Consider the following 23,451-nt stretch of genomic DNA (forward strand, 5'->3'; position numbering starts at 1 on the left):
CAGCCTGTGTGGATGGGTGCGCCGCGGGTCACACCGCGGGCAGCGTCGCCATGTCCCAGCGCGGGGTCACGTCAACGTTCGGCGGGTTGTGCTGCCCGGCCTGCAGGCGCAGGGCGCCGGCGAAAGCGATCATCGCGCCGTTGTCGGTGCACAGCGCCGGCCGCGGGAAGCAGGCACGCCCCCCGAGGCGTTCGGCCATCTGCTGCAGGCGGGCACGCAGCCGCGTATTGGCACCGACACCGCCGGCCACCACGATCACATTGGTGCCGGCTGCTTCCAGCGCGCGTTCGCACTTGATCGACAGGGTCTCCACCACCGCATCCTCGAAACCGCGCGCGATGTCGGCGCGGGTCTGGTCGCTCTGGTCGCTGTCACGCCAGGCCATCAGCACCTGGGTCTTCAGGCCGGAGAAGCTGAAATCCAGACCCGGGCGATCGGTCATCGGCCGCGCGAAACGGTAGACCCCCGGGGTGCCCTGTTCGGCCAGCTTGGCCAGCTGCGGGCCGCCGGGATAGGGCAGCCCCATCAGTTTGGCCGTCTTGTCGAAGGCTTCGCCGGCCGCATCGTCCAGGGTCTCGCCCAGCAGGCGGTAGCGGCCAATGGCATCGACCGCCACCAGCTGGGTGTGGCCACCGGACACCAGCAGGGCCACGAACGGGGCCTGCGGCGGATCGTCCTCCATCAAGGGCGCCAGCAGGTGCCCTTCCATGTGGTGCACGCCCACGGCCGGCACCTCCAGTGCCCAGGCCAGGGCACGGGCCACCCCGGCACCGACCAGCAGCGCACCGACCAACCCGGGGCCAGCGGTATAAGCCACGCCATCGATGTCGTCCACGCCCAGGCCCGCCTCGGCCAGGGTCTGCCGGACCAGCGGCAGCAGCTTGCGCACGTGGTCACGGCTGGCCAGCTCGGGCACCACACCGCCGTACTCGGCGTGCAGGGCGATCTGGCTGTAGACCGCATGGGCGCGCAGGGCCGCGCTGCCGGTCAGGTCGGTGTCGTACACCGCCACGCCGGTCTCATCACAGGAAGATTCGATGCCAAGGACTCGCATGCCTGCTATTATGACGCCCCTGCCGCCCCCTCGGGGTGACGTGCAGATCCCACTGCATCCGTATTGCTGGCCCGCATTCAGGCTTGCGTGCTTGCAGTTTGTTGATCCGCCGCTATAATGTGCGGCTCGCCGGGCGTGACCCGGTTCTACTGTGTCCCGGAGATTCCATGCCCAGCGTCAAAGTCCGCGAGAACGAGCCCTTCGAGTTTGCTCTTCGCCGCTTCAAGCGCACTTGCGAAAAGGCCGGTGTGCTGGCCGAAACCCGCAAGCGCGAGTTCTACGAAAAGCCGACCCAGGAGCGCAAGCGCAAGGCCGCCGCTGCTGTGAAGCGTCAGCTGCGCCGCTCGTCGCGCGACGTCACCAAGCGTCAGCGCCTGTACTGATCGGACGCATCTTCATTGCGGCGGGTTCGTCCTTCCGCGGTGAAGCCGAAGCCGGCACGCGCGAGCGTCGCCGGCTTTTTGCGTTTCCGGGCCCGGGCAACCGCCCTGCCCCACTACCACCACGAGGTCTCCCATGAGCATGAAGCAGCAGCTCACCGATGACATGAAGGCCGCCATGAAGGCGGGCGAGAAGGACAAGCTGGGCGTGATCCGCCTGATCAACGCCGCGATCAAGCAGAAGGAAGTGGACGAGCGTATCGAGCTCGACGACACCGCCGTGATCGCCGTGCTGGACAAGATGGTCAAGCAGCGCAAGGACTCGGTCAGCCAGTACGAAGCGGCCAACCGTGAAGACCTGGCCGCGATCGAGCGTGCCGAGATCGTGGTCATCGAGGCCTACCTGCCCGCCAAGATGGGTGAGGCCGAGATCGCCGCCGCCATCCAGGCCGCCATTGCCGAAACCGGTGCCACCGGCCCGGCCGACATGGGCAAGCTGATGGGGGCGCTGAAGCCCAGGCTCGCCGGTCAGGCCGACATGGGCGTGGTGTCCAGGCTGGTCAAGCAGGCCCTGGCTGGCTGATCCGCCACCGCCCCTGCCGGACACGACAAGGCCCGCTTCACGCGGGCCTTGTCATTGCTGCAGCGGCCAGGCCAGCGCTTACACCTGGCGGCAGTTGCGCAGGGTCATGGAACTGCCCTCCACCGCGCTGACCTCGCCTTCCAGCTTGGCCCAGTCGCGCTCGCGCAGCATGGCGAAGTTGGCCGCCTGGTCCGGAGCGAATTCGCAACGGATGGTGTAGTTGTTGTTGTTGAAGGTGTCATTCTGGCGGATCCGCAACAGGCCACGGGTCGGCGTCACCAGGTAGTTGATCGATCCGACCTCACCCGGACGGCTGGAGTAGCTGTTCGAGTTGACCGTGTAGATCTGGCCGTCGATCCGGTAGCGGCGACCGATGTACTTGGCATACACCGGCAGGAAGGTGGCCGAACGGTCGCCCAGATCTTCCTTGTTGGTGGTGGTGCCCAGCAGCAGGTCCTTGAAGCTGCCCGCAGCGTTGTAGGCCGCCATCGTATCGCGCACCTCCTTGCCCATCTTCTTGGACAGGTCCGGCGCGGTCACCTCCTCCGCCACGGAAGTCGGATACTGCGCGCGCGCGGCGGCAGCCAGCGCGTCCCCCTGGCTGCCCCCCTTGAGCTTGTCGAGCATGTCGCACATCGACTTGCGGGCATCCTCCTGGGCGATGGTCTGGCCGCGGGCCAGCTTGGTGGCCAGGGTGACCCGGCCGCTGCGGTCGGCGGTGCCGATCAGCACCAGCGGCGTGCGCAGGCCCTTGGTCTGGATCAGGTACTGGTTGCCGGTATCGCCTTCCACCAGCTGGCCGCCCACCTCGAACTGGTCATCGGCACCGATCTTGCGAAGCTGGTCCAGTGCACTCTGCACCTTCAGACCGGGCACCGTCAGGTCGGCCATGTACATCGCGCCATTGCGCGGATCCCCTACCGTCTTGAAGGCCTTTTCGCAGGCCGTGGACGCCGCAGCGGCCGAACCGCTCGTCGCCAGCAGCAACACCATCGTGGTGCAGACCATCCCTTTCATAACGCGTCCTTTTGCAGAGAAGTTGGATTGTCGTGGCCCCGCACACCGGCGGTGGGCCCGGATACCGCGGCGGCAGCCCCAGCGCGCCCTCGGTCCGGGCAGAAGGATAACGCGGACTTCGCTGCATTCTGCGACCGCGCTTCCACTTCACCTGCCGCAACGCCGGCATCTGCTAGAAAAGCAAGCCTGTACCGCTCCAGCCGACGCCGTAGATGCCGCATCCCCGCACCTTCCTGCCCATCGTCCGATCGCGCCTGGAGAAGCTGCAGGACAGCTTCCCGATGGCCGTGGCCAAGCGCTTCGTCGAAATCGACGTCCTGACCCAGGCCGCATCGGTTTCGTTCTATTCCCTGCTGTCGATGGCGCCGTTGCTGGTGCTGCTGCTGTGGTTGACCGCCTCGCTGTACCCGCCCGCGCAGCAGGCGCTGATCAGCCAGATCGGCTCGGTGGCCGGCAGCAGCGTGGCCAGCGTGGCCGATACCGTGCTGCACAACGCCAACAGCCAGCCGAGCATGGGCTCGCTGGCCGGGTTGTGGAGCACCCTGCTGCTGTTCGTCGGCGCCACCGCCGTGTTCGCACAGCTGCAGAACGCACTCAACCGCATCTTCCATACCAGCGGCCAGCGCCTGGAAGGCGTCCAGGCCTGGCTGCGCAAGCGCGTGTTCTCCTTCGGCGTGGTGCTGGCGCTGGGCTTCCTGCTGATCCTGTCGATGACCGCCACCACCGCCCTGCAGGTGGTATTCGCGCAGCTGCCATCGGTGTTGCCGGCCATCGGTTACGTGACCACGCTGCTGCTGTACACGCTGGCCTTCGCCTTCCTCTACCACTATCTGCCCGACCGTCGCGTGGCCTGGCGCCAGGCCTTCATCGGCGGGGCCATCACCTCGCTCCTGTTCGCCCTGGGGCGCTACGGCATCGGCGTCTACATCGCCACCGTGGCACCCGGCAGCGCCTACGGTTCGATGGGCGCCCTGGTGATCGCGCTGGTCTGGATCTACTACGCTACCGCGGTGTTCTTCGTCGGCGCCCTGATGACCGCGGTGATCGACGAGCGCCTGAGTGCCCGGGCACAGCGGGCTGCCGCCAGCGCCGGCGGCAGCAGCGAACAACAGGCCGGCCCGACCATCGCCAGCGAGTAAACTAGGGGGACCTGCCGCCCCTGCTGCGCGCCCCGGCGGCCGCGCCCTGCCCTGCTGCCCATGGCCCGTATCCCCGACGCTTTCATCGACGACCTGCTGGCCCGCACCGACATCGTCGAGGTGGTGGGCAGCCGCGTGCCGTTGAAGCGACAGGGCAAGGAGTACGCGGCACGCTGCCCGTTCCATGACGAGCGCTCGGCCTCGTTCACCGTCTCGCCGACCAAGCAGTTCTATCACTGCTTCGGCTGCGGTGCGCACGGCACCGCAATCAGCTTCCTGATGAACTACGACCGCCTCGAGTTCCTCGACGCGGTGGATGAGCTGGCCAAGCGCGCCGGCATGGACGTGCCACGCAGCGAGAACCCGCGCAGCGCCCAGCAGCAGGACGACAGCCGCGAACTCTATTCGGCACTGGATGCAGCGGCGCGCTTCTTCCAGAAGAACCTGGAGGGCAGCGACAAGGCCCGCGCCTACCTTGACGGCCGTGGCGTGGACGAACAGAACCGCGCCCGCTTCCAGATCGGCTATGCGCCCGACGGCTACAGCGGCCTGCGCGATGCGCTGGGCAAGGACGAGCGGCGGATGAAGCTGCTCGACCGTGCCGGCCTGTTCTCCAAGAACGACCGGGGGCACGTCTACGACAAGTTCCGCGACCGGGTGATGTTCCCGATCTTCGACCGCCGTGGACGGGTGATCGCCTTCGGTGGCCGGGTGTTCGAGAAGGACGACGGTCCCAAGTACCTCAATTCGCCCGAAACCGCGCTGTTCCACAAGGGCCGCGAACTGTACGGCCTGTGGCAGGTGCGCCAGGCGAACCAGAAGATCGAGCGGCTGATCGTGGTCGAGGGTTACATGGACGTGGTCTCGCTGTTCCAGTTCGGCGTCACCCAGGCGGTGGCGACGCTGGGCACCGCGACCACGCCCGACCATGCCGAGCTGCTGTTCCGAAACGCACCGGACGTGTTCTTCTGCTTCGATGGCGATGCCGCCGGCCGCCGCGCCGGCTGGAAGGCACTGGAGTCGGTGCTGCCGCGCATGAAGGACGGCCGCCAGGCCTTCTTCCTGTTCCTGCCCGACGGCGAGGACCCGGACACCATCGTGCGCAAGGAAGGCGCTGAGGCCTTCAACGAACGCCTGAAGCAGGCCACGCCGCTATCGCAGTTCTTCTTCGACGAGCTGACCCGCGAGATCAACATGGGCACGCTGGACGGCCGGGCACGCCTGGCCGAGCGGGCCAGGCCGATGCTGGCGCAGATTCCCGATGGCGCGTTCGGTGACCTGATGAAGCAGCAGCTGGCGCAGCTGACCGGGCTCGGTGCGGCCACGCAGAATACCCGCACGGCGATGCCGCAGCGCCCTCCGGCACGGTCGATCCAGCCGGTGGCCAAGCGCAGCCTGGTGCGGGGTGCGATCGCCGTGCTGCTGCAGCAGCCGTCGCTGGCGCTGACCCTGGGCGGCAAGCATCACTTCCAGGGCCTGCGCCTGCCGGGTGTGGAGCTGCTGCTGGAGCTGCTGGCGCTGGTCGAACAGCGTCCCGATATCAGCACCGGCGCGCTGCTGGAGCATTTCGACGGGCGTGAGGAACAGGCCTCGCTGCACACGCTGGCCGCCCAGACCCTGCCCGGCAGCGAAGCGATCTGGACCCAGGAACTGCACGACGCCGTGGCCCAGCTGGAGAAACAACTGTTGCAGCAACGTCTGGAAGAGCTGTTGGCAAAGCAGCGGCAGCAGGGACTGGACGATACTGACAAGTACGAACTGCGCGAGCTGCTCAAGGCCCGCGCCAGCCTGGGCCGGTAGCGGCGGAACGTTTTAACGGAGAGGACCATGCTGCTGCGCCTGACCTGCCTGCTGTTGCTGTCCCTCTGCCTGCCGCTGGCGGCCTTGGCCGCAGATGCCCCGCTCAATGAAGTCCGCCCCGGCCTGTATGCCGGCGGCCAGCCCAGTGCGGCACACCTGCGCGAACTGGCTGCGCAAGGCGTACGCACCGTGATCGACCTGCGCCAGCCCGACGAGGACCGTGGTTTCGATGAAACCCGCGCGGCCGAATCGCTGGGCCTGCGCTATGTGCGCATCCCGGTGGCCGGCGCCGAGGGCCTGGATGCGGCCAATGTGCGCGCCGTGCACCAGGCCCTGCAGCAGAGCCAGGGGCCGGTGCTGCTGCACTGCGCGTCCGGCAACCGCGCCGGTGCCGTGCTCGGCCTGGTCAATGCACGCTACGAACATGCCAGCCCGGAACAGGCGCTTCAGCTGGGCCAGCGCGCCGGCCTGAAGTCGTTGGAAGCGGCCACCCGCCAGCGTCTGGCCACACCGGTCACCTCGCCCTGAACCCTCCACACCAAGGAGTCTGCCCCCCATGACCCGCTGGTGGTCGCGCCTGCGACCGGACAACTTCACCCTGGCCCTGCTGTGCACGGTCGGCCTGGCGTCGCTGCTGCCGATGAAGGGCGCCGCCGCCATCGTCCTGGACGATGTCACCACGGTCGCCATCGCCGCGCTGTTCTTCCTGCACGGGGCGCGCCTGCCGCGCGAATCGATCATCGGCGGCATGCTGCACTGGCGCCTGCATCTGACCATTCTCGCCTGCACCTTCCTGCTGTTTCCGATGCTGGGCCTGATGTTCAAGCCGCTGTCGGGCTGGCTGTTGACCCCGGAGCTGTACCTGGGCGTGCTGTTCCTGTGCACCCTGCCCTCCACCGTACAGTCGTCCATCGCCTTCACCTCGATGGCGCGCGGCAATGTGCCGGCGGCCGTCTGCAGCGCATCGCTGTCGAGCATCCTCGGTGTGTTCCTCACGCCGCTGCTGTTGACCGCGCTGGCCGGCACCTCCGGCGGTGTGCATGACCCGCTGCATGCGATCGGCGGCATCATGCTGCAGCTGCTGGTGCCGTTCGTGGCCGGCCACCTGCTGCGCCCGTGGATCGCCGGCTGGGTCGAGAAGCAGCGCGCGCTGCTGCGCTACACCGACCAGGCCACCATCCTGCTGGTCGTGTATTCGGCGTTCGGCGAAGCCGTCACCGAAGGGCTCTGGAGCAAGACCCCTGTGCTGTCGCTGCTGGCAGTGGCCGTGGTAGCTGCCGTCCTGCTCGGTATCGCCATGCCGCTGATCACCTTCATCGCCCGTCGCCTGCACTTCAACCGCGAGGACGAGATCGCCATCGTGTTCTGCGGCTCCAAGAAGAGCCTGGCCACTGGCGTGCCGATCGCCAAGGTGCTGTTCGCCGGGGGCAGCCTCGGTGCCATCGTGCTGCCGGTGATGATCTACCACCAGATCCAGCTGATCGTCTGCGGCGTGATCGCGCAGCGCTACGCACGGCGCAGCTCCTGACCCGGAAATTCATCCACACATGGCGTGGAACTACTGCAGAGCAGAGCCCATGCTCGGCTGATGCCACGCCACGTGTGGACGCCCCTCGCGCCGTCGCTAATCCACGATGGCGGCAGCGATGTCGTGCAGCAATCGGGCGCTACGCTCCACGTCGGTGCCGCGCTCCCCGGTTGCGATCAGGCTGAAGGTCTTGCTGTCTCCCGTCCAGACAAGCTCGACGCGGGTGCGGCCAGCACTGTCAATGCTCTTCTTCAAGTGCGCGAGCGCGCCTTTCACTGTTGTGTTCTGCGCCTCGGCAATGACCTCGATATGCGTGCCCGCAGCGAGGAAGTTGTTCTCGCTGAACTCCACGACGCCGATGCCTTCCAGCTGGAAGAAACGGCTCAGCCCCGAGGACCTGCCTCCATCCAGAGCGCCACTGGGCTCCATACCGATCAGCTCTGCCGGTCCCAGGAGGCTTGCTTCCAGGCTGCTGGGGGGCTGCGGCAGGCGCTGGCGTAGTTCCGACGCCGAGCGATATCGGCGGGGCAACGCAGCCAGCAGTTCGGCCCGCGTTGGGATGTCCCCTTCTGCAACCTGCACCACACCTGCTGACCGGTCCATATCCGCGCGAAGCTGATGCTTCACCGCTTCGGGGGCATCCAGGTCTGCCAGCCGCACGATCTGGTAGCTGCCAGCGCCTACGAACGACCCTCTCGTCGTCGAGGCCTCCTGCATTGCAGCTTGCATGGCACGTTGGTGCAGCCAACGTCCCACCGGATCAGGAGCTGCATCGGTCTGCGATGCCTGGGCCGACATCGACATCAGCAGTGAGGTTGCAAGAAAGCAAACGCTTTTCATGATGCTCACCACTCCGAAAGTTGGCAATCGACTGCGCTCGTGGACTGGGTGAATACACGCCCGCCCAGCCCCCATGTGTGGTAACCATGAACAACCATCCGTTCCGGATCGGTGCCATCGCCTGCGTAGAAGCGCCAGGAGTACAGTCCATTGTTGGGAGCAGCAAGGACATGCTTCGGCTCGATGTTTCCAAGCGGGATATGCCTGGATGCGGCAGAGCCCTGGAAGTTGCGGAACTGGGGCCGTTCGTAGGTAACGGATTCATTGACGAATCCAATGCAGTTGGCCCGACTCAGTGCTTTTACTTCTGCTGTTGCATTGCCGGCCAAGCACGCAAGCGCAGCACAGAGGACGATGGGCAGAGAAACATGGCATCTCATTGATTGCTCCACAGAATTGCGATTGATCTCGCAAATCCTGTGTATCCACATTCGACCATCCCGCCTGCCGGATCCATCCGTATCTGTGATCCACTGCCCGCGGTGAGTCAGCAGCGCGGCAGATCCCTACACCGTAGCGGCTCGGCGGGTTGGCAAAGTGCCGCCTCCGGCGAGCGGAAGCCGACATTGAACGCACGGAGTTCTGTGGAAGACCGTCCACGCACGGCGTGGCTGCGCAGCACGCGTGCCGCCTCGATCAGGTCAAGCATGTCCTCCCTGCGACGGCCGTCATGCATCCGGCTGATGCGCCCGCCTTTCCCTGGGATACGGTAGCGCCGGGCCATGCCCGGCGGCAGGCGCCCGTTACAACCAGGGCAGGATCCAGTGGTCGATCAGCAGGAAGGCGAACAGCGCCATCAGATAGACGATGGAGTACTGGAACATCTTCATCGAGAACAGCTCATCCGGCGGATCCAGCATGCGCCACGCATACCAGAGGAACACCGCGTTGAGCACGATCGCACCGCCCAGGTAGAACGGTCCGCTCATGCCCACCAGATAGGGCAGCAGGCAGACCAGGGCCAGCACCACCGAATACACCATGATCTGCCTGCGGGTATGCACCACGCCGTGGGTCACCGGCAGCATCGGGATCTTCGCCTTGGCGTAGTCCTCGCGGCGGAAGATCGCCAGCGCCCAGAAATGCGGCGGCGTCCAGATGAAGATGATCAGCACCAGCAGCGACGAGTACGCCCAGTCCGAAGAGCCCTGCATTCCGGTGACGGCGGCCCAGCCCAGCATCGGTGGCATCGCGCCGGCCAGACCACCGATGACGATGTTCTGCGAGGTCGCACGCTTGAGGTAGACCGTATAGATCACCGCATAACCGATCAGCGAAGCGAAGGTCAGCACGGCGGTGATCACGTTCACCCACAGCACCAGGATCGTCATCGACAGCACGATCAGCGCGCCGGCGAACACCAGCACCTGCCACGGCTTGACCTTGCCGACCACCAGCGGCCGCCACGAGGTGCGCGCCATCTGCGCATCGATGTGCGCATCCAGCAGCTGGTTGATCGCAGCCGCAGCCGAGGCCGCCAGCCAGATGCCGAGGAAGCCGAGCAGGCCCGCGCGTACCTGTTCCCAGCTGGGCACGCCTGGAATGGCCAGGACCATGCCCACCAGGGCGGTGAACACGATCAGGGCGACGACCTTGGGCTTGGTCAGGTCCCAGTACTGGCGGTAATTGGAGAACATCGGATCAGTCCGGGGCACGCAGGCGGGCCAGCAGGCTGACCAGCACGAACAACAGGGCAACGGCCACGCCGTTGTGCGCCACCGCCACTTCCAGCGGCAGCGCCAGCTTCACGTTGAGGATGCCGAGGGTGACCTGCAGCACCAGCAACACGATCAGCGCAGTCGCCCAGCCCCGCATGCTCGGCAGGCGGAACAGACGCACGCCCAGCCACAGCAGGTAGGCAGCCACCACGATGGCGAACAGGCGATGCGCCAGCTGGATGGCGATGCGCGAGGCGCCATCGAGCACGCCCCCTTCGTAGTCCACGCCGATGCCACGCCACAGGGTGAAGCCTTCGACGAAGTTGTGCTGCGGCCACCACTGGTTGGCACAGCGTGGGAAGTTGTCCAGCGAGGCGCTGCCGCCGCCGCAGGCCAGCGCCGCATAGTTGGCACTGACCCAGCCGCCCAGTGCGATCTGGGTGACCAGCACGACCACGGCGGCACGCAGCAGCCACTTCAGCCTGGGCGCCTCGGCCAGCGTGATCGGCAGATGCGTGGCCCGCCACGCCAGCCACACCAGCAGGCCGAACATCAGCATGCCGCCCAGCAGGTGGCCCATCACCACGATCGGCTTCAGCAGCAGCGTCACCGTCCACATGCCCAGCAGGGCCTGGAAGATCACCACCGCCAGGGTCAGTACCGCCGCGCGCGCCAGATCGATGTTGTTCCAGCGCAAGGCGGCAATCAGCAGTATCGCCTCACCACTCAGGGCCAGGGCACTGGCCGTTGCATGCCAGCCCATCATGTACAACGGTATGCCGGCAGCCACCAGCACGCAGGCGGTGACGACCGCCGTGGTTCCGAACCGGCGCCTGCGCGTGGCCAGCAGGGCCAGGGTCAGGATCTCGATGCCCAGCGCGCCGGCCAGGAAGCGGTGAACCTGCTCGCGCCAGGCCTTGTGCGTTTCCAGCGGACGGATATCGGCGGCCGGGTGGCCAACCGTCTCCTCGATGTGCTGCGGCCAGGTCGCGCGGCCATAGCAGGTCGGCCAGTCCGGGCAGCTCAGCCCCGCATCGGACAGACGGACGAAGGCACCGAACATGATCGTGCTCGCGGTCATGATCATGGCGAACCACGCCAGGCGGTGGAAATTGCGGTGCAGCGCCGGACGCGCGGAAAGGCTCATCAAACAGGACTCACTTCAGTTTCAGCAACGTGGCCATGTCCTTGCGCAGGCCCCCGAGGTCGCTGCCCGGGGCATGGCGCATGATCACGAAGCCGTTCGGATCGATCACGTAGACCGGCAGGCCAGCCGGATCGTCGACGCCGGGCAGGGCCGCGCGCAGCGCTGGCGACGGTGCCAGCGGCCGCAGCGCGGGCAGCGAGGCGATCGACGCCGGTGGCGGACCCAGCCACAGGATCTCGACATTATCGGCGTTATGGCCGAACAGCTGCCACACCTTGCCCAGCCCCTGCGACAAAGTGACGCACTGCGCGTCGCAGGCACCGGCCGGTGCCACCAGCAGGCGCCAGGTGCGCGCCTCCGGATTCCAGGGATAGGCCGTGCCGTCGGCCAGGGTCGGTGGCTGCTGGCGCAGGTCCACCGGGGGTTTGAGCAGCTGTCCACTGTTGCGGTGGCCGGTAGGCTGCCATCCGGAGAAGCGCAGCACGGCCGCCAGCGCCATTGCCCCGAAGAACACGGCGAACAACAACACCAGGGTCCGGCGACCGGAACCGCGCGCCTGCGGGGATGTAGCAGTGTTCATGCGGGCATTTTCTCATGGTTGGACAGGGGATGCCGGGCGCCCGAAGTCGGGCCCGCGCTATCGTGGAACGCGCCTGCTGCGCCCTTCCAGCACCAGCGCAACCACCAGCACGGTCAGCGCCAGGCCGAACCATTGCACGGCGTAACCCAGGTGGCGCTGCGGGGGCAGCGTGTTCGGCAGCAGATCGAGGTCGCGTTCATCACCGAAGGGCAGCGCCGGATCAAGCCGCAGCACGCGCTCCGGCAGTGCAGGCAGCCCCAGCGCCGTCGCCAGGCCCTCGGCAGGCAGCCGGCTGGCCAGCCAGCGCTGCGCCTCACCGGTTGCAGAGAACGCCGGGCCCAGCGCCAACCCTGCCGACGGCGGCGGCGCCAGCAGCCCGCGCACGGCCACCGGCGAAGGCGGCGGCGGCAGGTCGGGGAGCGTGCGGTCGGCGGGCAGCGCGCGCCAGCCGAGGTCGACCAGCAGCACGCTGCCGCCGTCGCTGCGGAAGGGGCGATAGATCTTCACCCCGGCCCGGCCGTGCCGGGTCTGGTTGTCCAGCAGCACCACGCCCGGCAGGAAGCGGCCATGGTCGGCCACGCCATGCAGCGCGCCCGGCGCCGCCAGTGCCTGCGCCAGCGGGAGTGCCTGCGCCGCAGCGGGGCCCTGCGCATCCAGCATGGCCTGCTTTGCATGCATGCGCTGCAACTGCCACAGGCCCAGCGCGGTGAATCCCGTGATCGCCACCAGCGCCAGCAACCAGCCGATCACCCGCGTGTGCTGGCGCATCATGACAAGTCCGCGCAAACGCGGTCAGATAGGCACATCCACCCTGCCCTCGAGCCGCGCATGAGTGATTCGCTGAAGACCCTGCTGGTGATCGCGTTTCTGATCGTCATCGTCTGGAACCTGGGCGCCGGGCTGTACTACCTGCTGGTCGACCGGGGCCAGACCAAGCGCACGGTCAACGCACTGACGCGCCGCATCGCGGTGTCGGTGGCGTTGATCGTACTGGTGATCGTGAGCATCTACATGGGCTGGATCAAACCGCACGGCATCGGTGGCTGAGCACGCCACCGGCATCGGCGCTTACAGCACGTAGACGAACAGGAACAGCATCAGCCACACCACGTCGACGAAGTGCCAGTACCACGCAGCGGCTTCGAACGCGAAATGGTTGTCGCGGGTGAAATGCCCCTTCGCCGAGCGCAGCCACATCACGATCAGCATGATCGTGCCCAGCAGCACGTGCGCACCGTGGAAACCGGTCAGCATGAAGAACGTCGACCCGTAGATGCCCGAGCCGAGCGTCAGGTTCAGCTCCTTGTAGGCGTGGATGTACTCCTCCGCCTGCAGGGCAAGGAAGCCCAGGCCCAGCGCCACGGTCAGGCCCAGCCAGACCAGCAGCTGGCGACGGTGCCCGGCCTTCAGCGCATGGTGGGCGATGGTGAGCGTCACGCCGGAAGTCAGCAGGATCAGCGTATTGATCAACGGCAGGCCCCAGGCCGGAATGGTCTGGAAGGCCCCGCCGATCGCCGCCGGGCCGTTGGTAGGCCACCCCGCGGAGTAGCCCTGCCACAGCAGCTCGTTGGTCATCACCCCGCGTCCCTCGCCGCTGAGCCAGGACAGGCCCAGGTGGCGGGTGTAGAACAGTGCGCCGAAGAATGCGCCGAAGAACATCACCTCGGAGAAGATGAACCAGACCATGCCCATCCGGAACGAACCATCGACCTGGCGGTTGTAGTTGCCGGCCTGCGATTCGCGCACCACGTCGCTGAACCACCAGAACAGGGTCAGCACCAGCATCGCGATGCCGATGTAGAACGTCCAGCGCCCCCAGCTGGCATCGTTGAGCCAGCTGGCCACGCCCACCATGGTCACCATCATCGCGATGGAGCCCACGAATGGCCATTTGCTCTGGGCCGGGACAAAGTACACGTTGGCGTCGGTCGGTGTCTGGGCCATGTCGTTATCCGGGTCAGGGAGCGGCGTGCGCGCCTTCCGAGGTGGCGGCCGGAGCCAGCCGATCGGACAGCGCGTCGTTGCGGTAGAAGGTGTAGGACAGGGTGATCGTCTTGATTTCCGGCGGCAGATCCGGATCGACGATGAAGCGCACCGGCATGTCGCGCTTCTCGCCGGCCTGCAGCGTCTGCGCGGTGAAACAGAAGCACTCGGTCTTGCTGAAGAATCCGGAGGCACGTGCTGGCGCGACCGAGGGCACCGCACTGCCGACGATCGCCTGTGGGCCGTCATTGCGGGCGTAGTACAGCGCCTCGTTCAACTCACCGGGCACCACGTCCATGGTCAGCTGCTCGGGATGGAATGCCCATGGCAGCCGCGAATTGACCCCGCCATCGAACTCCACCCGCACGGTGCGCTTTGCGGTGGCAGCCCCCACGCTGGCCTCGCTGCCCGGGCCGCGCTCCAGGCGCACGCCGAACACCTTCTCGCACGCGATGCGATACAGCGGCACCAGCGAGAAGGTCAGCAGGAACACGGCCACGGCAACGCCGATCAGGCGCGGCAGGCCGGCGCTGGGCGACGGTGTGCTGGCCGGTGTCGGGCTCATCGTCCGATCACCCCGCTGAGAATGAAGGTGGCATAGACCAGTACGGCGATGGCGCCCACCACGACTGCCGTGCGCCGGGCACGCCGGCGCTGCTGTTCGATGCCCTGAGTCTCGCCACCGTACAGCCGGGCCCTGCCCGGCTGCTTTTCGACAGCCGAGCCGGGCTCGGCTCTACAGGTCTGGAGCGGGCTCTCGTTATGCATGCCCCACCTCAATGCGTGATGTCGTCATGCGCCAGATCGCCCGGGCGCAGGGTCGGCGGGGTGGTGAAGGTGTGGGCCGGTGCCGGCGACGGCAGCGTCCACTCCAGGCCACGCGCACCTTCCCAGGACCGATCGGCCGCCTTCTCGCCATTGCGCAGCGAGGACAGCAGGATCGCCGCCATCATGAAGGGCGTGACGAACATGCCGAATGCGCCGATCGAGCTGATCAGGTTCCAGTCGGCGAACGCCACACTGTAATCGGGAATACGGCGCGGCATCCCGGCCAGGCCGAGGAAGTGCTGCGGGAAGAACAGCAGGTTGACGAACACGATCGACCACCAGAAGTGCACCTTGGCCCACTTCTCGCTGTACATGCGACCGGTCCACTTCGGCCACCAGTAGTACACCGCGGCAATCAGCGCGAACACTGCACCGGTCACCAGCACGTAGTGGAAGTGGGCAACGACGAAGTAGGTATCGTGGTACTGGAAGTCGGCGGCGACGATGGCCAGCATCAGACCGGAGAAGCCGCCAATGGTGAACAGGATGACGAAGGCCACCGACCACAGCATCGGCGCCTCGAACGTCAGCGAGCCACGCCACATCGTGCTGACCCAGTTGAAGACCTTCACGCCGGTCGGGATCGAGATCAGCATGGTGGCGAACATGAAGTAGATCTCGCCGCCCAGCGGCATGCCCACGGTGAACATGTGGTGGGCCCAGACGATGAACGACAGGAAGGCGATCGCAGCCGTGGCGTACACCATCGCCTGGTAGCCGAACAGGGGCTTGCGGCTGAAGGTGGGAATGATCTCGCTGACCACGCCGAAGGCGGGCAGGATCATGATGTACACCTCGGGGTGGCCGAAGAACCAGAAGATGTGCTGGAACATCACCGGGTCACCGCCACCGGCGGCGTTGAAGAAGCTGGTGCCGAAGAACTTGTCGGTCAGCAGCATGGTCACCGCACCGGCCAGCACCGGCATCACCGCGATCAGCAGGAAGGCGGTGATCAGCCAGGCCCAGCAGAAGATCGGCATCTTCAGCAGGTCGATGCCCGGCGCGCGCATGTTGAGCACGGTGGCGATGATGTTGATCGCGCCCATGATCGAACTGATGCCGGCCACGTGGATGGCGAACACAGTGAAGGCCACGTTGTAGCCGCCCTGCAGCGACAGCGGCGGATACAGCGTCCAGCCACCGGCCGGCGCACCTCCGGGCAGCAGGAAGGTGAGCAGCAGCAGGCTGAAGGCCACCGGCAGCAGCCAGAACGACCAGTTGTTCATGCGTGGCAGGGCCATGTCCGGCGCACCGATCTGCAACGGCACCATCCAGTTGGCCAGGCCGACGAAGGCCGGCATCACTCCGCCGAAGATCATCACCAGTGCGTGCACGGTGGTGAGCTGGTTGAAGGTTTCCGGCCTGACGAACTGCAGGCCCGGCTGCATCAGCTCGGCGCGGATGATCACGCTCATCGCCGCGCCGATGATGAACATGATGAAGCTGAAAAGCAGATACAGGGTGCCGATGTCCTTGTGGTTGGTCGAGAAGAACCAACGCTCGAAGAAACCCGGGTGGTGGTGGTGATCGTCGTGCCCAACTGCCGAGTGCGCCATTGCAAAACACCTCTCAGAATCGGTTGTCGCCACGGCCGCAGGCGGCCGCGGGATTTACATCACGCGCCGCTGGCCGCGGTGGCAGGGGCGGCACCCGCTTCGGCGGCGGCAGGTTCGGCCGGCGCGGCAGGCGTCTCCGCCGCAGGCGCAGCCGGTTCGGCCGGGGCTGCGGCCGGCGGTGCCGGCTTGCGCTGCGCCAGCCACTGCCTGAACTCCTCCTTGGATACGGCCTCGACCACGATCGGCATGAATCCGTGGTCCTTGCCGCACAGTTCAGCGCACTGCCCGCGATAGACGCCCGGCTGCTCGATGCTGGTCCAGGCCTCGTTGATGAAGCCGGGAATGGCATCCTGCTTCCAGCCCAGCGCCGGCACCCACCAGGCGTGGATCACGTCGTCGGAGGTGATGACGAAACGGACCTTGGTATCGACCGGCAGCACCAGCCGGTTGTCGACATCCAGCAGGTAGTGGGGATGGCTCTCGCGCGTCGGCACCTTGCCACTCTGCCGCATGCGGTCCGACTCGCGGTCCAGGCGGCTGGTGAAGGTGACGTTCTCGCCCAGGTACTCGTACTTCCACATCCACTGGTAGCCGGTGACCTTCACCGTCATCTCGGCATCGCGGGTGTCGTACATCTTGATCAGGTTGGCCGTGGCCGGCCATGCCATCACCACCAGGATGATCACCGGGATCACCGTCCAGATGATCTCGGCCTTGGTGTTGTGGCTGAAGGTGGCTGCGACCGCCCCCTTGGATTTGCGGAACTTGAAGATGGCGTAGGCCATCGCCCCGAACACGATCACGCCGATCACCGTGCAGACGATCAGCGAGAGATTGTTCGACTCCCAGGCCAGGCGCGAGGTCTGGGTTACCCCCTTGCCCATGTTCAGCTGCCACGGCTTGGGATCGGCCGCCTGGGCCCATGCCATCGCCGGAACCCATCCCCCGGCCACCACTGCGGCGGCCATTGCAACGCACTTCGTGCCCCACCTGCTGCTTTGCTTCATTGCCTAGACCCTTAGCGTCGTCGGTTGCCGCCATCGCTGGCGGCGAGCAAGCCTTCAAGTGTCTCTGCGAGCGTCTGACGTTCGGCCGGCGCGAGGAAACTCCCCACCTCCACCTGCCGGCCGCTGGACGCAAGCCGGACCCTCTCATCGTCGGCGAGCAGGCGCACCCAATGCGGGTGAGCCCGGAACACCGGCAATCCACCGGGTACGGGGATGACCTCCACATACGCCGGCACTACCCGGATTTCCTCCTGCCGTTCGCCGCTGCGCCACAGGGCACGTAACGCGGCTGCCAGCAACAGGCTGTACAGCAGCGCGAACAGGGGGGCGAATGCATTGCCGGCCAACCACCCCAGGGCGGAGACCAGCCACATCGCTCCCGACAACACGGTGAACAACAGGACGAACTGCCGGGCATCGAGCGCCCGTGGGGGACGCAGCCGCAGCTGCGTACCTGACCCATCTGGAGCTGGAAGCACCTCGATCATGTCGCAACCGCGTTCCTGCCGCGGGAAACGTCTCGATGGTAGCCCCGCCGTCTCACCGGTAGCAAGGGTGCATTCACACTTTTTGCCATGCTGCAATACAGCATTCGCCCGGCGCCGCAAATGACGAATTCAGCACAAATAGTGTCGCGCTTGCTGAACACGCTGAATCCACCGCCGTTAGGGGCTATCAGCATTCACGAAGGCGGCCGCGGGGCACTTCCGGAGGGCGCAAAAATGATTAAAATCGCCAAGTTTTCCATTGGCCGGACCGGCATGAACGCACCCTCCTCCTCCCTTGCCGCCCACGACGCCCCGCGTCATGGCGCGCTGCTGTCGCCGGAACTGCCGGCGTCCCCCAACCCGTTCCGCCAGGCCATTACCGACGCCTGGCTGAAGGACGAGGCCAGCCACGTCCGTGAGCTGCTGGCGCAGGCCCGCCTGCCCGCCGAGGAACAGGCCCGGGTGCAGGCGCTGGCCGCCGATCTGGTCGGCCGCGTGCGCGTGCGCGCCAAGGACCAGGGCGCGATCGAAGCCTTCATGCGCCAGTACGATCTGGGCAGCGAGGAAGGCGTACTGCTGATGTGCGTGGCCGAAGCGCTGCTGCGCATTCCGGACCAGGACACCGCCGACAAACTGATCCGCGACAAGCTGGCCGACGCCGACTGGGAAAAGCACCTGGGCGGCAGTGACTCGGTACTGGTCAATGCCTCCACCTGGGGCCTGATGCTGACCGGCAAGCTGGTGCAGATGAACGATGCCACCCGTGCCGACGCACCCAGCGCGTTCAAGCGCCTGGTCGGACGCGTGGGTGAGCCGGTGATCCGCCTGGCCGTGCGCCAGGCGATGAAGATCATGGGCCATCAGTTCGTCATGGGCCGCACCATCAGCGAGGCGCTCGCGCGTTCGCACAAGGGCGACAACGCCAGCTATCGCTATTCCTTCGACATGCTGGGCGAAGGTGCCCTGACCATGAAGGATGCGCTGCGCTATCTGGAAGACTACCGTCGTGCGATCCACGCCATCGGCGGTGACCACAAGGCACGCGGCGGCCGTCCCGACGGCGACGTCAACAACGCACCGGGCATCTCGATCAAGCTGTCGGCGCTGTACCCTCGCTACGAACATGCCAAGCGCGAGCGCGTGCTGAAGGACCTGGTGCCGGGCGTGCTGGAACTGGCGCAGCTGGCCAAGAGCTACGGCATCGGCTGCACCGTCGACGCCGAGGAGTCCGACCGCCTCGAGCTGTCGCTGGACATCATCGAGCAGGTGTTCTGCGACGCCTCGCTGGCCGGTTGGGACGGCTTCGGCGTCGTGGTGCAGGCCTACCAGAAGCGCACCCCGTACACGATCGACCACTTGGCCGACATGGCCCGCCGTGCCGGTCGCCGCCTGCAGGTGCGCCTGGTCAAGGGCGCCTACTGGGATGCCGAGATCAAGCGCGCGCAGATCGAGGGCTACCCGGGCTACCCGGTGTTCACCCGCAAGCAGAACACCGACGTGTCCTACCTGGCCTGTGCCAAGCGTCTGTTCACGCATGCCGATGTGATCTACCCGATGTTCGCCACCCACAACGCGCACACCATCGCGGCCGTGCGCAGCATTGCCAACGGCGGCGTGTACGAGCACCAGAAGCTGCACGGCATGGGCGACGATCTCTACGCCGAAGTGGTGCCGGCCGATCGTCTCGGCCTTCCCTGCCGCGTCTATGCACCGGTCGGATCGCATGAGGATCTGCTGCCGTATCTGGTGCGGCGCCTGCTGGAAAACGGCGCCAACTCCAGCTTCGTCAACCGCATCACCGACGAACGCGTGCCGATCTCCGATCTGATCCGCGATCCGGTCGAGATGGTGTCCTCGTTCGAATCGATTCCGCATCCCAAGATCCCGCTGCCGGTTGACCTGCTGCGCAGCCAGAACCACGACAGGAAGAACTCCATGGGCGCCAATCTCGCCAACGACAACGAACTGCGCGCCCTGGCCGGGCAGCTCAACGCGGCAGTGAAGCCGTGGCAGGCCGCGCCGCTGGTGCCGGGTGCGACCCCCGCAGGCGCGCCGCAACCGGTAACCAACCCCGCCGATACCCGCGAAGTGGTCGGCCAGTGGCTGCCCGCCGATACCGCCACCGTGCAGAAGGCGCTGGCCAATGCCGTGGCCGCGCAGCCGGCCTGGAACCGCACCCCGGCAGCAAGCCGCGCCGCCATTCTCGAGCACGCCGCCGACCAGCTCGAAGCACGCATGCCCGAGTTCATGGCGCTGTGCGTGAAGGAAGCCGGCAAGAGTTTGCCCGACAGCATTGCCGAAGTGCGTGAAGCGGTCGACTTCCTGCGCTACTACGCCAAGCAGGCACGCGAGCAGTTCGGACATGCCGAGAAGCTGCCGAGCCCCACCGGCGAATCCAACGAGCTGCAGCTGCACGGCCGTGGCGTGTTTGTCTGCATCAGCCCGTGGAACTTCCCGCTGGCGATCTTCCTGGGCCAGGTGGCCGCCGCACTGGCTGCCGGCAACAGCGTCATCGCCAAGCCGGCAGAGCAGACCAACCTGGTCGGCTACTACGCCGTGAAGCTGCTGCATGACGCCGGCGTGCCGGCCGAGGTGGTGCAGTTCCTGCCGGGCGATGGTGCCACCGTCGGCGCGGCGCTGACCGCCGATCCGCGCGTGGCGGGCGTGGCCTTCACCGGCTCCACCGACACCGCACGTGCGATCAACCGCGCGATGGCCGCGCGTGATGCCGCCATCGGCGTGCTGATCGCCGAGACGGGTGGCCAGAACGCCTTCATCGCCGACTCCTCGGCGCTGCCGGAACAGCTGGTCAAGGATGCGATCGGTTCGGCCTTCACCTCGGCCGGCCAGCGCTGCTCGGCCGCACGCGTGCTGTTCGTGCAGGACGACATCGCCGACAAGGTGATGACCATGCTGGCCGGCGCCATGAAGGAACTGAAGGTCGGCGACCCCGGCCTGCTGTCCACCGACGTCGGCCCGGTGATCGACGCCGATGCGCTGAAGATCCTGCAGGACCATGCCGAACGCATGGACCGCGAAGCGCGCCTGATCGCTGCGGCTGAACTGTCCGCCGAGGCTGCCCACGGCACCTTCTTCGCACCGCGCGCGTACGAACTGAAGAACCTGGGCCAGCTGCAGAAGGAGATCTTCGGGCCGGTCCTGCACGTCATCCGCTGGAAGGGTGAGCAGCTGGACGCGGTGATCGAGCAGATCAATGCCACCGGCTACGGCCTGACCCTGGGCGTGCACTCGCGCATCGACGAGACCGTCGATCGCATCACCAACGGCATCCAGGTCGGCAATGTGTATGTCAACCGCAACCAGATCGGTGCAGTGGTCGGTGTGCAGCCATTCGGCGGCCAGGGCCTGTCCGGCACCGGACCGAAGGCCGGTGGCCCACATTATCTGCTGCGCTTTGCCACCGAGAAGACCGTCACGGTGAACACCACGGCCGCTGGTGGTAACGCCTCGCTGCTGACGCTGGGCGACTGATCACCGGGTTGATGTGGTCAACGAAAAACCCCGCGGAAGCGGGGTTTTTTGTGCCTCGCTTGCTGTAGAACCGAGCCCGCGCTTGGCTTTTCCAGCGCAGCCGAGCGTGGGCTCGGCTCTACAGGGAGCCAGGTGCCGCCGTGGCCTCGGCACGCATCAGATTGCGCCAGTGGCGCAACGCCACCAGTGCATTGATCCAGAAACCGACGTACAGGATCGACGTCAGGTGCAGGCCACGGCTGTAGTACAGGGGCACGGCGATCGTATTGACCAGCAGCCACACCCACCACGATTCCAGCTTGCGGCGCATCATCAGGATCTGCGCGATCACGCTCAGCACCAGTACCGCCGAATCGACGTAGGGCGCATAGGCGTGGGTCAGGCGGGTCAGCATCCAGCCGTAGCCGAACGTGGCCAGGGCCGCCGTCGGCAGCAGCCACATTCCCGTGCGCGGGCGCAGCGAGGTGATCGGCAGCGGTGCGCCGTGGTTGCCACGCAGCCATTGCCACCATCCCAGCACGCTGATGGCGATGAAGAAGAACTGCAGCACCATGTCGGCGAACAGGTGTGAGCGCTCGAAGACAACGGCGAACAACGCGCAGCCGACGATGCCCAGCCACCAGGTGTGGACGTTGTTGCGTCCCGCCAGCAGGATCGAGCCTGCGACCGCTACGTTGGCGGCCAGCTCCAGCTGGAAGTTCGGATCGGACAGGTTCATGCGGCCATTGTCGTAGATCCACAGCCCGCGTGGATGCGCGCTGCACAAACAAAAGGCCCCGCTTGCGCGGGGCCCTTCGTGTACTGGATTAGGCCGAAGCCTGGATCAGAACTTGTACTGCAGCGATGCGGCCAGCACGTCGCCACTGACCTTGTACTTGCCGATGACGGTGTTGGCCGTCGCCGAGGTCGAGTAGATGTCCGGATCCTTGGTGAACAGGTGGGTGTAGCCCACGCTGTACTCCAGCTTGTCCGACGCTGCGTAGGTCATACCCAGCGACAGCCACTTGCGGGTGGTGTCCGGCACGCGGACGTCACGGTGCTCGTAGGTGGTCGGGGTCTGATCGTAGGCCAGGCCGCCGCGCAGGGTCAGCTTGTCGTTGACCTTGTAATCGGTACCGATCGCCGCGAAGGTGGTATCGCGGTAGTGGAACGGCAGCACGCTGTCCGGCTGGTTGGAGTCATAGTCGACGGTGACCTGGTCGAACTTGCTCCACGCAGTACGGGTGACTTCAGCCATGACCTGCCACTGGTCGTTCACCCGATGGGTGATGCCGACGGTCGCGCTGGCCGGCAGGGTGATGGTGGCGCGGCCGTTGCTGTCGATGAAGGTGCCGGTATTGGCAAGGAAGGCCGCGGCATTCTGCGGAATGGTGAAGTCGGCAGTGCCGTCGGTGATCTTGTGTTCGACCTCCGAGCGGTAGCTGAAGGCGATGTTGGTGCCTTCCACCGGGCTGACGGTCATGCCCAGGGTATAGCCGACCGACACTTCGTCACCCTTGATGCGCAGGTAGCCATCAGCAGTGCCCGGAGCGAAGCCCAGCTGGGCCGCCTGGCGGGCAGCAGCCTGCGAAGCGGCAGCGGCCTGGGCCGGAGTACCACCAGCCTGCAGCACGCGGGCGGCAGCCTGACGCTGGGCCGTGGCATTGATCGCGGTGCCGGTGTCGACGGCGTTGGTCAGGTCGACGTTCAGGCGCTCGGCGAACACCGAAGCGCCAAACGACAGGTACGGGTTGACGTCGTACGAGAACGCGACGCCCAGGTCGATCGCCTGCAGTTCGGTCTTGACGCCGTTGTAGCGGCCGACCCAGTCACGGTCGTATTCGGTCTTGAAGCCGAACGGAACGGTCAGCGAGGCACCGAAGTGCATGTTCTCGTTCTCGCCGAACGGCAGGTGGAAGTAGGCCGCCGGGACCGGGGCGATCATGCCGGCGTCGCCGCCGTTGCCACCCGAGATCGGCGCGCCGTTGCCGTATTCGCCACGGCCGCGGAACTTGGCACCGAAGCTGATCGCGCTGACGTCGCCCTGCAGCAGGGTACCGTCGAGCAGGCGCATGGAGGCCGGGTTGGTGGCGATGACCGAGGCGTCACCTTCGGTCGAGGTGGAGCCGGCGAAGGCGCGGCCCAGGCCCTTGGCGCTGTTTTCCTTCAGCTGGAAGGCAGCAGCGTTGGCGTCGGCGGCGGCCAGCGCACCGGCAACGCCGACGGCCAGCAGGGTCAGACGGGCAATGGTGGAAGCGGTTTGCATCGTAGTTCTCTCTCCGGTAAGCGGTGATGTTGCTCTGAGTGCGCCTGCGCCCGGCAGGCCCTGGGGCCCATCGGAGCGCGCCGGATTCCCCTCCCGACATACGACGCCGTATGCGAGTATTACCCA

At 66.4% G+C, this 23,451-nt stretch carries 24 protein-coding genes; 9 read left to right on the top strand and 15 right to left on the bottom strand.

All coding sequences use genetic code 11. From position 1 onward, the window contains the following. Nucleotides 1–28: 28 nt before the first annotated feature. Nucleotides 29–1,054 (bottom strand): tRNA (adenosine(37)-N6)-threonylcarbamoyltransferase complex transferase subunit TsaD, encoded by a 1,026-nt coding sequence (tsaD, locus tag N5J29_RS16095; protein WP_164151073.1) that lies wholly within the window; start codon nt 1,052–1,054, stop codon nt 29–31. A 167-nt stretch (nt 1,055–1,221) separates the two neighbouring features. On the opposite strand from tsaD, the gene rpsU reads away from it, so the two are divergent. Then, nucleotides 1,222–1,437 (top strand): 30S ribosomal protein S21, encoded by a 216-nt coding sequence (gene rpsU, locus N5J29_RS16100; protein WP_002808376.1) that lies wholly within the window; start codon nt 1,222–1,224, stop codon nt 1,435–1,437. Between the two features lie 133 nt (nt 1,438–1,570). Then, entirely contained in the window at nt 1,571–2,017 is a 447-nt protein-coding gene (locus N5J29_RS16105; RefSeq protein ID WP_053519481.1) for a GatB/YqeY domain-containing protein, read from the top strand. A gap of 78 nt (nt 2,018–2,095) precedes the next feature. On the opposite strand, the gene N5J29_RS16110 is transcribed toward N5J29_RS16105, so the two are convergent. After that, on the bottom strand, nt 2,096–3,034 hold the full coding sequence (locus N5J29_RS16110) for a hypothetical protein (RefSeq protein WP_239519760.1): 939 nt from the start codon (nt 3,032–3,034) through the stop codon (nt 2,096–2,098). 212 nt (nt 3,035–3,246) lie between these two features. Here N5J29_RS16110 and N5J29_RS16115 point away from each other — a divergent pair, with 212 nt between their 5' ends. The 4 genes from N5J29_RS16115 to N5J29_RS16130 are packed head-to-tail and all read left to right on the top strand — an operon-like array spanning nt 3,247 to nt 7,501. Beyond that, the gene (locus N5J29_RS16115) at nt 3,247–4,173 is read left to right on the top strand and encodes a YihY/virulence factor BrkB family protein (RefSeq protein WP_053519482.1); all 927 of its coding nucleotides are present in this window, start codon (nt 3,247–3,249) and stop codon (nt 4,171–4,173) included. Nucleotides 4,174–4,233: 60 nt separating this feature from the next. After that, nucleotides 4,234–5,973: a DNA primase gene (gene dnaG, locus N5J29_RS16120; RefSeq protein WP_053519483.1), complete on the top strand. Its 1,740-nt coding sequence runs from the start codon at nt 4,234–4,236 to the stop codon at nt 5,971–5,973. A 27-nt stretch (nt 5,974–6,000) separates the two neighbouring features. Next, nucleotides 6,001–6,501: a protein tyrosine phosphatase family protein gene (locus N5J29_RS16125; RefSeq protein ID WP_065182568.1), complete on the top strand. Its 501-nt coding sequence runs from the start codon at nt 6,001–6,003 to the stop codon at nt 6,499–6,501. Nucleotides 6,502–6,529: 28 nt separating this feature from the next. Next, nucleotides 6,530–7,501, top strand: coding sequence for a bile acid:sodium symporter family protein (locus N5J29_RS16130; RefSeq protein WP_065175442.1), 972 nt, complete (start codon nt 6,530–6,532; stop codon nt 7,499–7,501). A 96-nt stretch (nt 7,502–7,597) separates the two neighbouring features. On the opposite strand, the gene N5J29_RS16135 is transcribed toward N5J29_RS16130, so the two are convergent. Then, nucleotides 7,598–8,341: a hypothetical protein gene (locus tag N5J29_RS16135; RefSeq protein ID WP_164151075.1), complete on the bottom strand. Its 744-nt coding sequence runs from the start codon at nt 8,339–8,341 to the stop codon at nt 7,598–7,600. An 86-nt stretch (nt 8,342–8,427) separates the two neighbouring features. On the opposite strand from N5J29_RS16135, the gene N5J29_RS16140 reads away from it, so the two are divergent. Then, nucleotides 8,428–8,724 (top strand): hypothetical protein, encoded by a 297-nt coding sequence (locus N5J29_RS16140; RefSeq protein ID WP_164151077.1) that lies wholly within the window; start codon nt 8,428–8,430, stop codon nt 8,722–8,724. Between the two features lie 360 nt (nt 8,725–9,084). Here the strand turns inward: N5J29_RS16140 and cyoE are convergent, their stop codons facing one another. From cyoE to N5J29_RS16160, 4 genes are read right to left on the bottom strand one after another with little or no spacing between them, the layout of a single operon-like run. Continuing rightward, a complete protein-coding gene (gene cyoE, locus N5J29_RS16145) occupies nt 9,085–9,978 on the bottom strand; it encodes a heme o synthase (protein ID WP_053519487.1) in 894 nt (297 codons plus the stop codon). 4 nt (nt 9,979–9,982) lie between these two features. Beyond that, on the bottom strand, nt 9,983–11,146 hold the full coding sequence (locus tag N5J29_RS16150; RefSeq protein WP_053519488.1) for a COX15/CtaA family protein: 1,164 nt from the start codon (nt 11,144–11,146) through the stop codon (nt 9,983–9,985). 10 nt (nt 11,147–11,156) lie between these two features. After that, nucleotides 11,157–11,726 (bottom strand): hypothetical protein, encoded by a 570-nt coding sequence (locus N5J29_RS16155; RefSeq protein ID WP_053519489.1) that lies wholly within the window; start codon nt 11,724–11,726, stop codon nt 11,157–11,159. A 57-nt stretch (nt 11,727–11,783) separates the two neighbouring features. Further along, nucleotides 11,784–12,497, bottom strand: coding sequence for an SURF1 family protein (locus N5J29_RS16160; protein ID WP_065175446.1), 714 nt, complete (start codon nt 12,495–12,497; stop codon nt 11,784–11,786). Between the two features lie 57 nt (nt 12,498–12,554). On the opposite strand from N5J29_RS16160, the gene N5J29_RS16165 reads away from it, so the two are divergent. Next, nucleotides 12,555–12,773: a twin transmembrane helix small protein gene (locus tag N5J29_RS16165; RefSeq protein WP_008264755.1), complete on the top strand. Its 219-nt coding sequence runs from the start codon at nt 12,555–12,557 to the stop codon at nt 12,771–12,773. A gap of 21 nt (nt 12,774–12,794) precedes the next feature. Here N5J29_RS16165 and N5J29_RS16170 read toward each other — a convergent pair whose 3' ends face one another. Genes N5J29_RS16170 through N5J29_RS16195 form a run of 6 tightly spaced genes read right to left on the bottom strand, consistent with a single transcriptional unit; the run spans nt 12,795 to nt 17,588 of the window. Then, nucleotides 12,795–13,670 (bottom strand): cytochrome c oxidase subunit 3, encoded by an 876-nt coding sequence (locus N5J29_RS16170; protein WP_053519491.1) that lies wholly within the window; start codon nt 13,668–13,670, stop codon nt 12,795–12,797. A 13-nt stretch (nt 13,671–13,683) separates the two neighbouring features. Continuing rightward, entirely contained in the window at nt 13,684–14,274 is a 591-nt protein-coding gene (locus N5J29_RS16175; RefSeq protein ID WP_053519492.1) for a cytochrome c oxidase assembly protein, read from the bottom strand. Then, nucleotides 14,271–14,477: a hypothetical protein gene (locus tag N5J29_RS16180; protein WP_065182571.1), complete on the bottom strand. Its 207-nt coding sequence runs from the start codon at nt 14,475–14,477 to the stop codon at nt 14,271–14,273. The genes N5J29_RS16175 and N5J29_RS16180 overlap by 4 nt, the downstream gene beginning before the upstream one ends. 8 nt (nt 14,478–14,485) lie before the next feature. Further along, on the bottom strand, nt 14,486–16,093 hold the full coding sequence (gene ctaD / locus N5J29_RS16185) for a cytochrome c oxidase subunit I (protein WP_074902089.1): 1,608 nt from the start codon (nt 16,091–16,093) through the stop codon (nt 14,486–14,488). A gap of 59 nt (nt 16,094–16,152) precedes the next feature. Beyond that, nucleotides 16,153–17,100 (bottom strand): cytochrome c oxidase subunit II, encoded by a 948-nt coding sequence (gene coxB, locus N5J29_RS16190; RefSeq protein ID WP_053519495.1) that lies wholly within the window; start codon nt 17,098–17,100, stop codon nt 16,153–16,155. An 11-nt stretch (nt 17,101–17,111) separates the two neighbouring features. Further along, complete coding sequence (locus N5J29_RS16195) at nt 17,112–17,588, bottom strand: DUF2244 domain-containing protein (protein WP_065182572.1); 477 nt, start codon at nt 17,586–17,588, stop codon at nt 17,112–17,114. A 273-nt stretch (nt 17,589–17,861) separates the two neighbouring features. On the opposite strand from N5J29_RS16195, the gene putA reads away from it, so the two are divergent. Continuing rightward, nucleotides 17,862–21,080, top strand: coding sequence for a bifunctional proline dehydrogenase/L-glutamate gamma-semialdehyde dehydrogenase PutA (putA, locus tag N5J29_RS16200; RefSeq protein WP_053520202.1), 3,219 nt, complete (start codon nt 17,862–17,864; stop codon nt 21,078–21,080). A 118-nt stretch (nt 21,081–21,198) separates the two neighbouring features. Here putA and pnuC read toward each other — a convergent pair whose 3' ends face one another. Both pnuC and N5J29_RS16210 read right to left on the bottom strand, forming a co-directional pair. Continuing rightward, entirely contained in the window at nt 21,199–21,798 is a 600-nt protein-coding gene (gene pnuC, locus N5J29_RS16205) for a nicotinamide riboside transporter PnuC (RefSeq protein ID WP_065175455.1), read from the bottom strand. A 105-nt stretch (nt 21,799–21,903) separates the two neighbouring features. Beyond that, nucleotides 21,904–23,325, bottom strand: coding sequence for an outer membrane protein transport protein (locus N5J29_RS16210; protein ID WP_164151079.1), 1,422 nt, complete (start codon nt 23,323–23,325; stop codon nt 21,904–21,906). Between the last annotated feature and the right edge of the window lie 126 nt (nt 23,326–23,451).

The sequence above is a fragment of the Stenotrophomonas sp. GD03680 genome (assembly GCF_029844625.1).
In the GTDB taxonomy this organism is placed as follows: domain Bacteria; phylum Pseudomonadota; class Gammaproteobacteria; order Xanthomonadales; family Xanthomonadaceae; genus Stenotrophomonas; species Stenotrophomonas maltophilia_P.

Excerpts from the sequence above, each read along its gene's own strand:
- tsaD (WP_164151073.1), bottom strand. The coding sequence starts at position 1,054 with ATGCGAGTCCTTGGCATCGAATCTTCCTGTGATGAGACCGGCGTGGCG.
- rpsU (WP_002808376.1), top strand. The coding sequence starts at position 1,222 with ATGCCCAGCGTCAAAGTCCGCGAGAACGAGCCCTTCGAGTTTGCTCTT.
- N5J29_RS16105 (WP_053519481.1), top strand. The coding sequence starts at position 1,571 with ATGAGCATGAAGCAGCAGCTCACCGATGACATGAAGGCCGCCATGAAG.
- N5J29_RS16110 (WP_239519760.1), bottom strand. The coding sequence starts at position 3,034 with ATGAAAGGGATGGTCTGCACCACGATGGTGTTGCTGCTGGCGACGAGC.
- N5J29_RS16115 (WP_053519482.1), top strand. The coding sequence starts at position 3,247 with ATGCCGCATCCCCGCACCTTCCTGCCCATCGTCCGATCGCGCCTGGAG.
- dnaG (WP_053519483.1), top strand. The coding sequence starts at position 4,234 with ATGGCCCGTATCCCCGACGCTTTCATCGACGACCTGCTGGCCCGCACC.
- N5J29_RS16125 (WP_065182568.1), top strand. The coding sequence starts at position 6,001 with ATGCTGCTGCGCCTGACCTGCCTGCTGTTGCTGTCCCTCTGCCTGCCG.
- N5J29_RS16130 (WP_065175442.1), top strand. The coding sequence starts at position 6,530 with ATGACCCGCTGGTGGTCGCGCCTGCGACCGGACAACTTCACCCTGGCC.
- N5J29_RS16135 (WP_164151075.1), bottom strand. The coding sequence starts at position 8,341 with ATGAAAAGCGTTTGCTTTCTTGCAACCTCACTGCTGATGTCGATGTCG.
- N5J29_RS16140 (WP_164151077.1), top strand. The coding sequence starts at position 8,428 with ATGAACAACCATCCGTTCCGGATCGGTGCCATCGCCTGCGTAGAAGCG.
- cyoE (WP_053519487.1), bottom strand. The coding sequence starts at position 9,978 with ATGTTCTCCAATTACCGCCAGTACTGGGACCTGACCAAGCCCAAGGTC.
- N5J29_RS16150 (WP_053519488.1), bottom strand. The coding sequence starts at position 11,146 with ATGAGCCTTTCCGCGCGTCCGGCGCTGCACCGCAATTTCCACCGCCTG.
- N5J29_RS16155 (WP_053519489.1), bottom strand. The coding sequence starts at position 11,726 with ATGAACACTGCTACATCCCCGCAGGCGCGCGGTTCCGGTCGCCGGACC.
- N5J29_RS16160 (WP_065175446.1), bottom strand. The coding sequence starts at position 12,497 with ATGATGCGCCAGCACACGCGGGTGATCGGCTGGTTGCTGGCGCTGGTG.
- N5J29_RS16165 (WP_008264755.1), top strand. The coding sequence starts at position 12,555 with ATGAGTGATTCGCTGAAGACCCTGCTGGTGATCGCGTTTCTGATCGTC.
- N5J29_RS16170 (WP_053519491.1), bottom strand. The coding sequence starts at position 13,670 with ATGGCCCAGACACCGACCGACGCCAACGTGTACTTTGTCCCGGCCCAG.
- N5J29_RS16175 (WP_053519492.1), bottom strand. The coding sequence starts at position 14,274 with ATGAGCCCGACACCGGCCAGCACACCGTCGCCCAGCGCCGGCCTGCCG.
- N5J29_RS16180 (WP_065182571.1), bottom strand. The coding sequence starts at position 14,477 with ATGCATAACGAGAGCCCGCTCCAGACCTGTAGAGCCGAGCCCGGCTCG.
- ctaD (WP_074902089.1), bottom strand. The coding sequence starts at position 16,093 with ATGGCGCACTCGGCAGTTGGGCACGACGATCACCACCACCACCCGGGT.
- coxB (WP_053519495.1), bottom strand. The coding sequence starts at position 17,100 with ATGAAGCAAAGCAGCAGGTGGGGCACGAAGTGCGTTGCAATGGCCGCC.
- N5J29_RS16195 (WP_065182572.1), bottom strand. The coding sequence starts at position 17,588 with ATGATCGAGGTGCTTCCAGCTCCAGATGGGTCAGGTACGCAGCTGCGG.
- putA (WP_053520202.1), top strand. The coding sequence starts at position 17,862 with ATGAACGCACCCTCCTCCTCCCTTGCCGCCCACGACGCCCCGCGTCAT.
- pnuC (WP_065175455.1), bottom strand. The coding sequence starts at position 21,798 with ATGAACCTGTCCGATCCGAACTTCCAGCTGGAGCTGGCCGCCAACGTA.
- N5J29_RS16210 (WP_164151079.1), bottom strand. The coding sequence starts at position 23,325 with ATGCAAACCGCTTCCACCATTGCCCGTCTGACCCTGCTGGCCGTCGGC.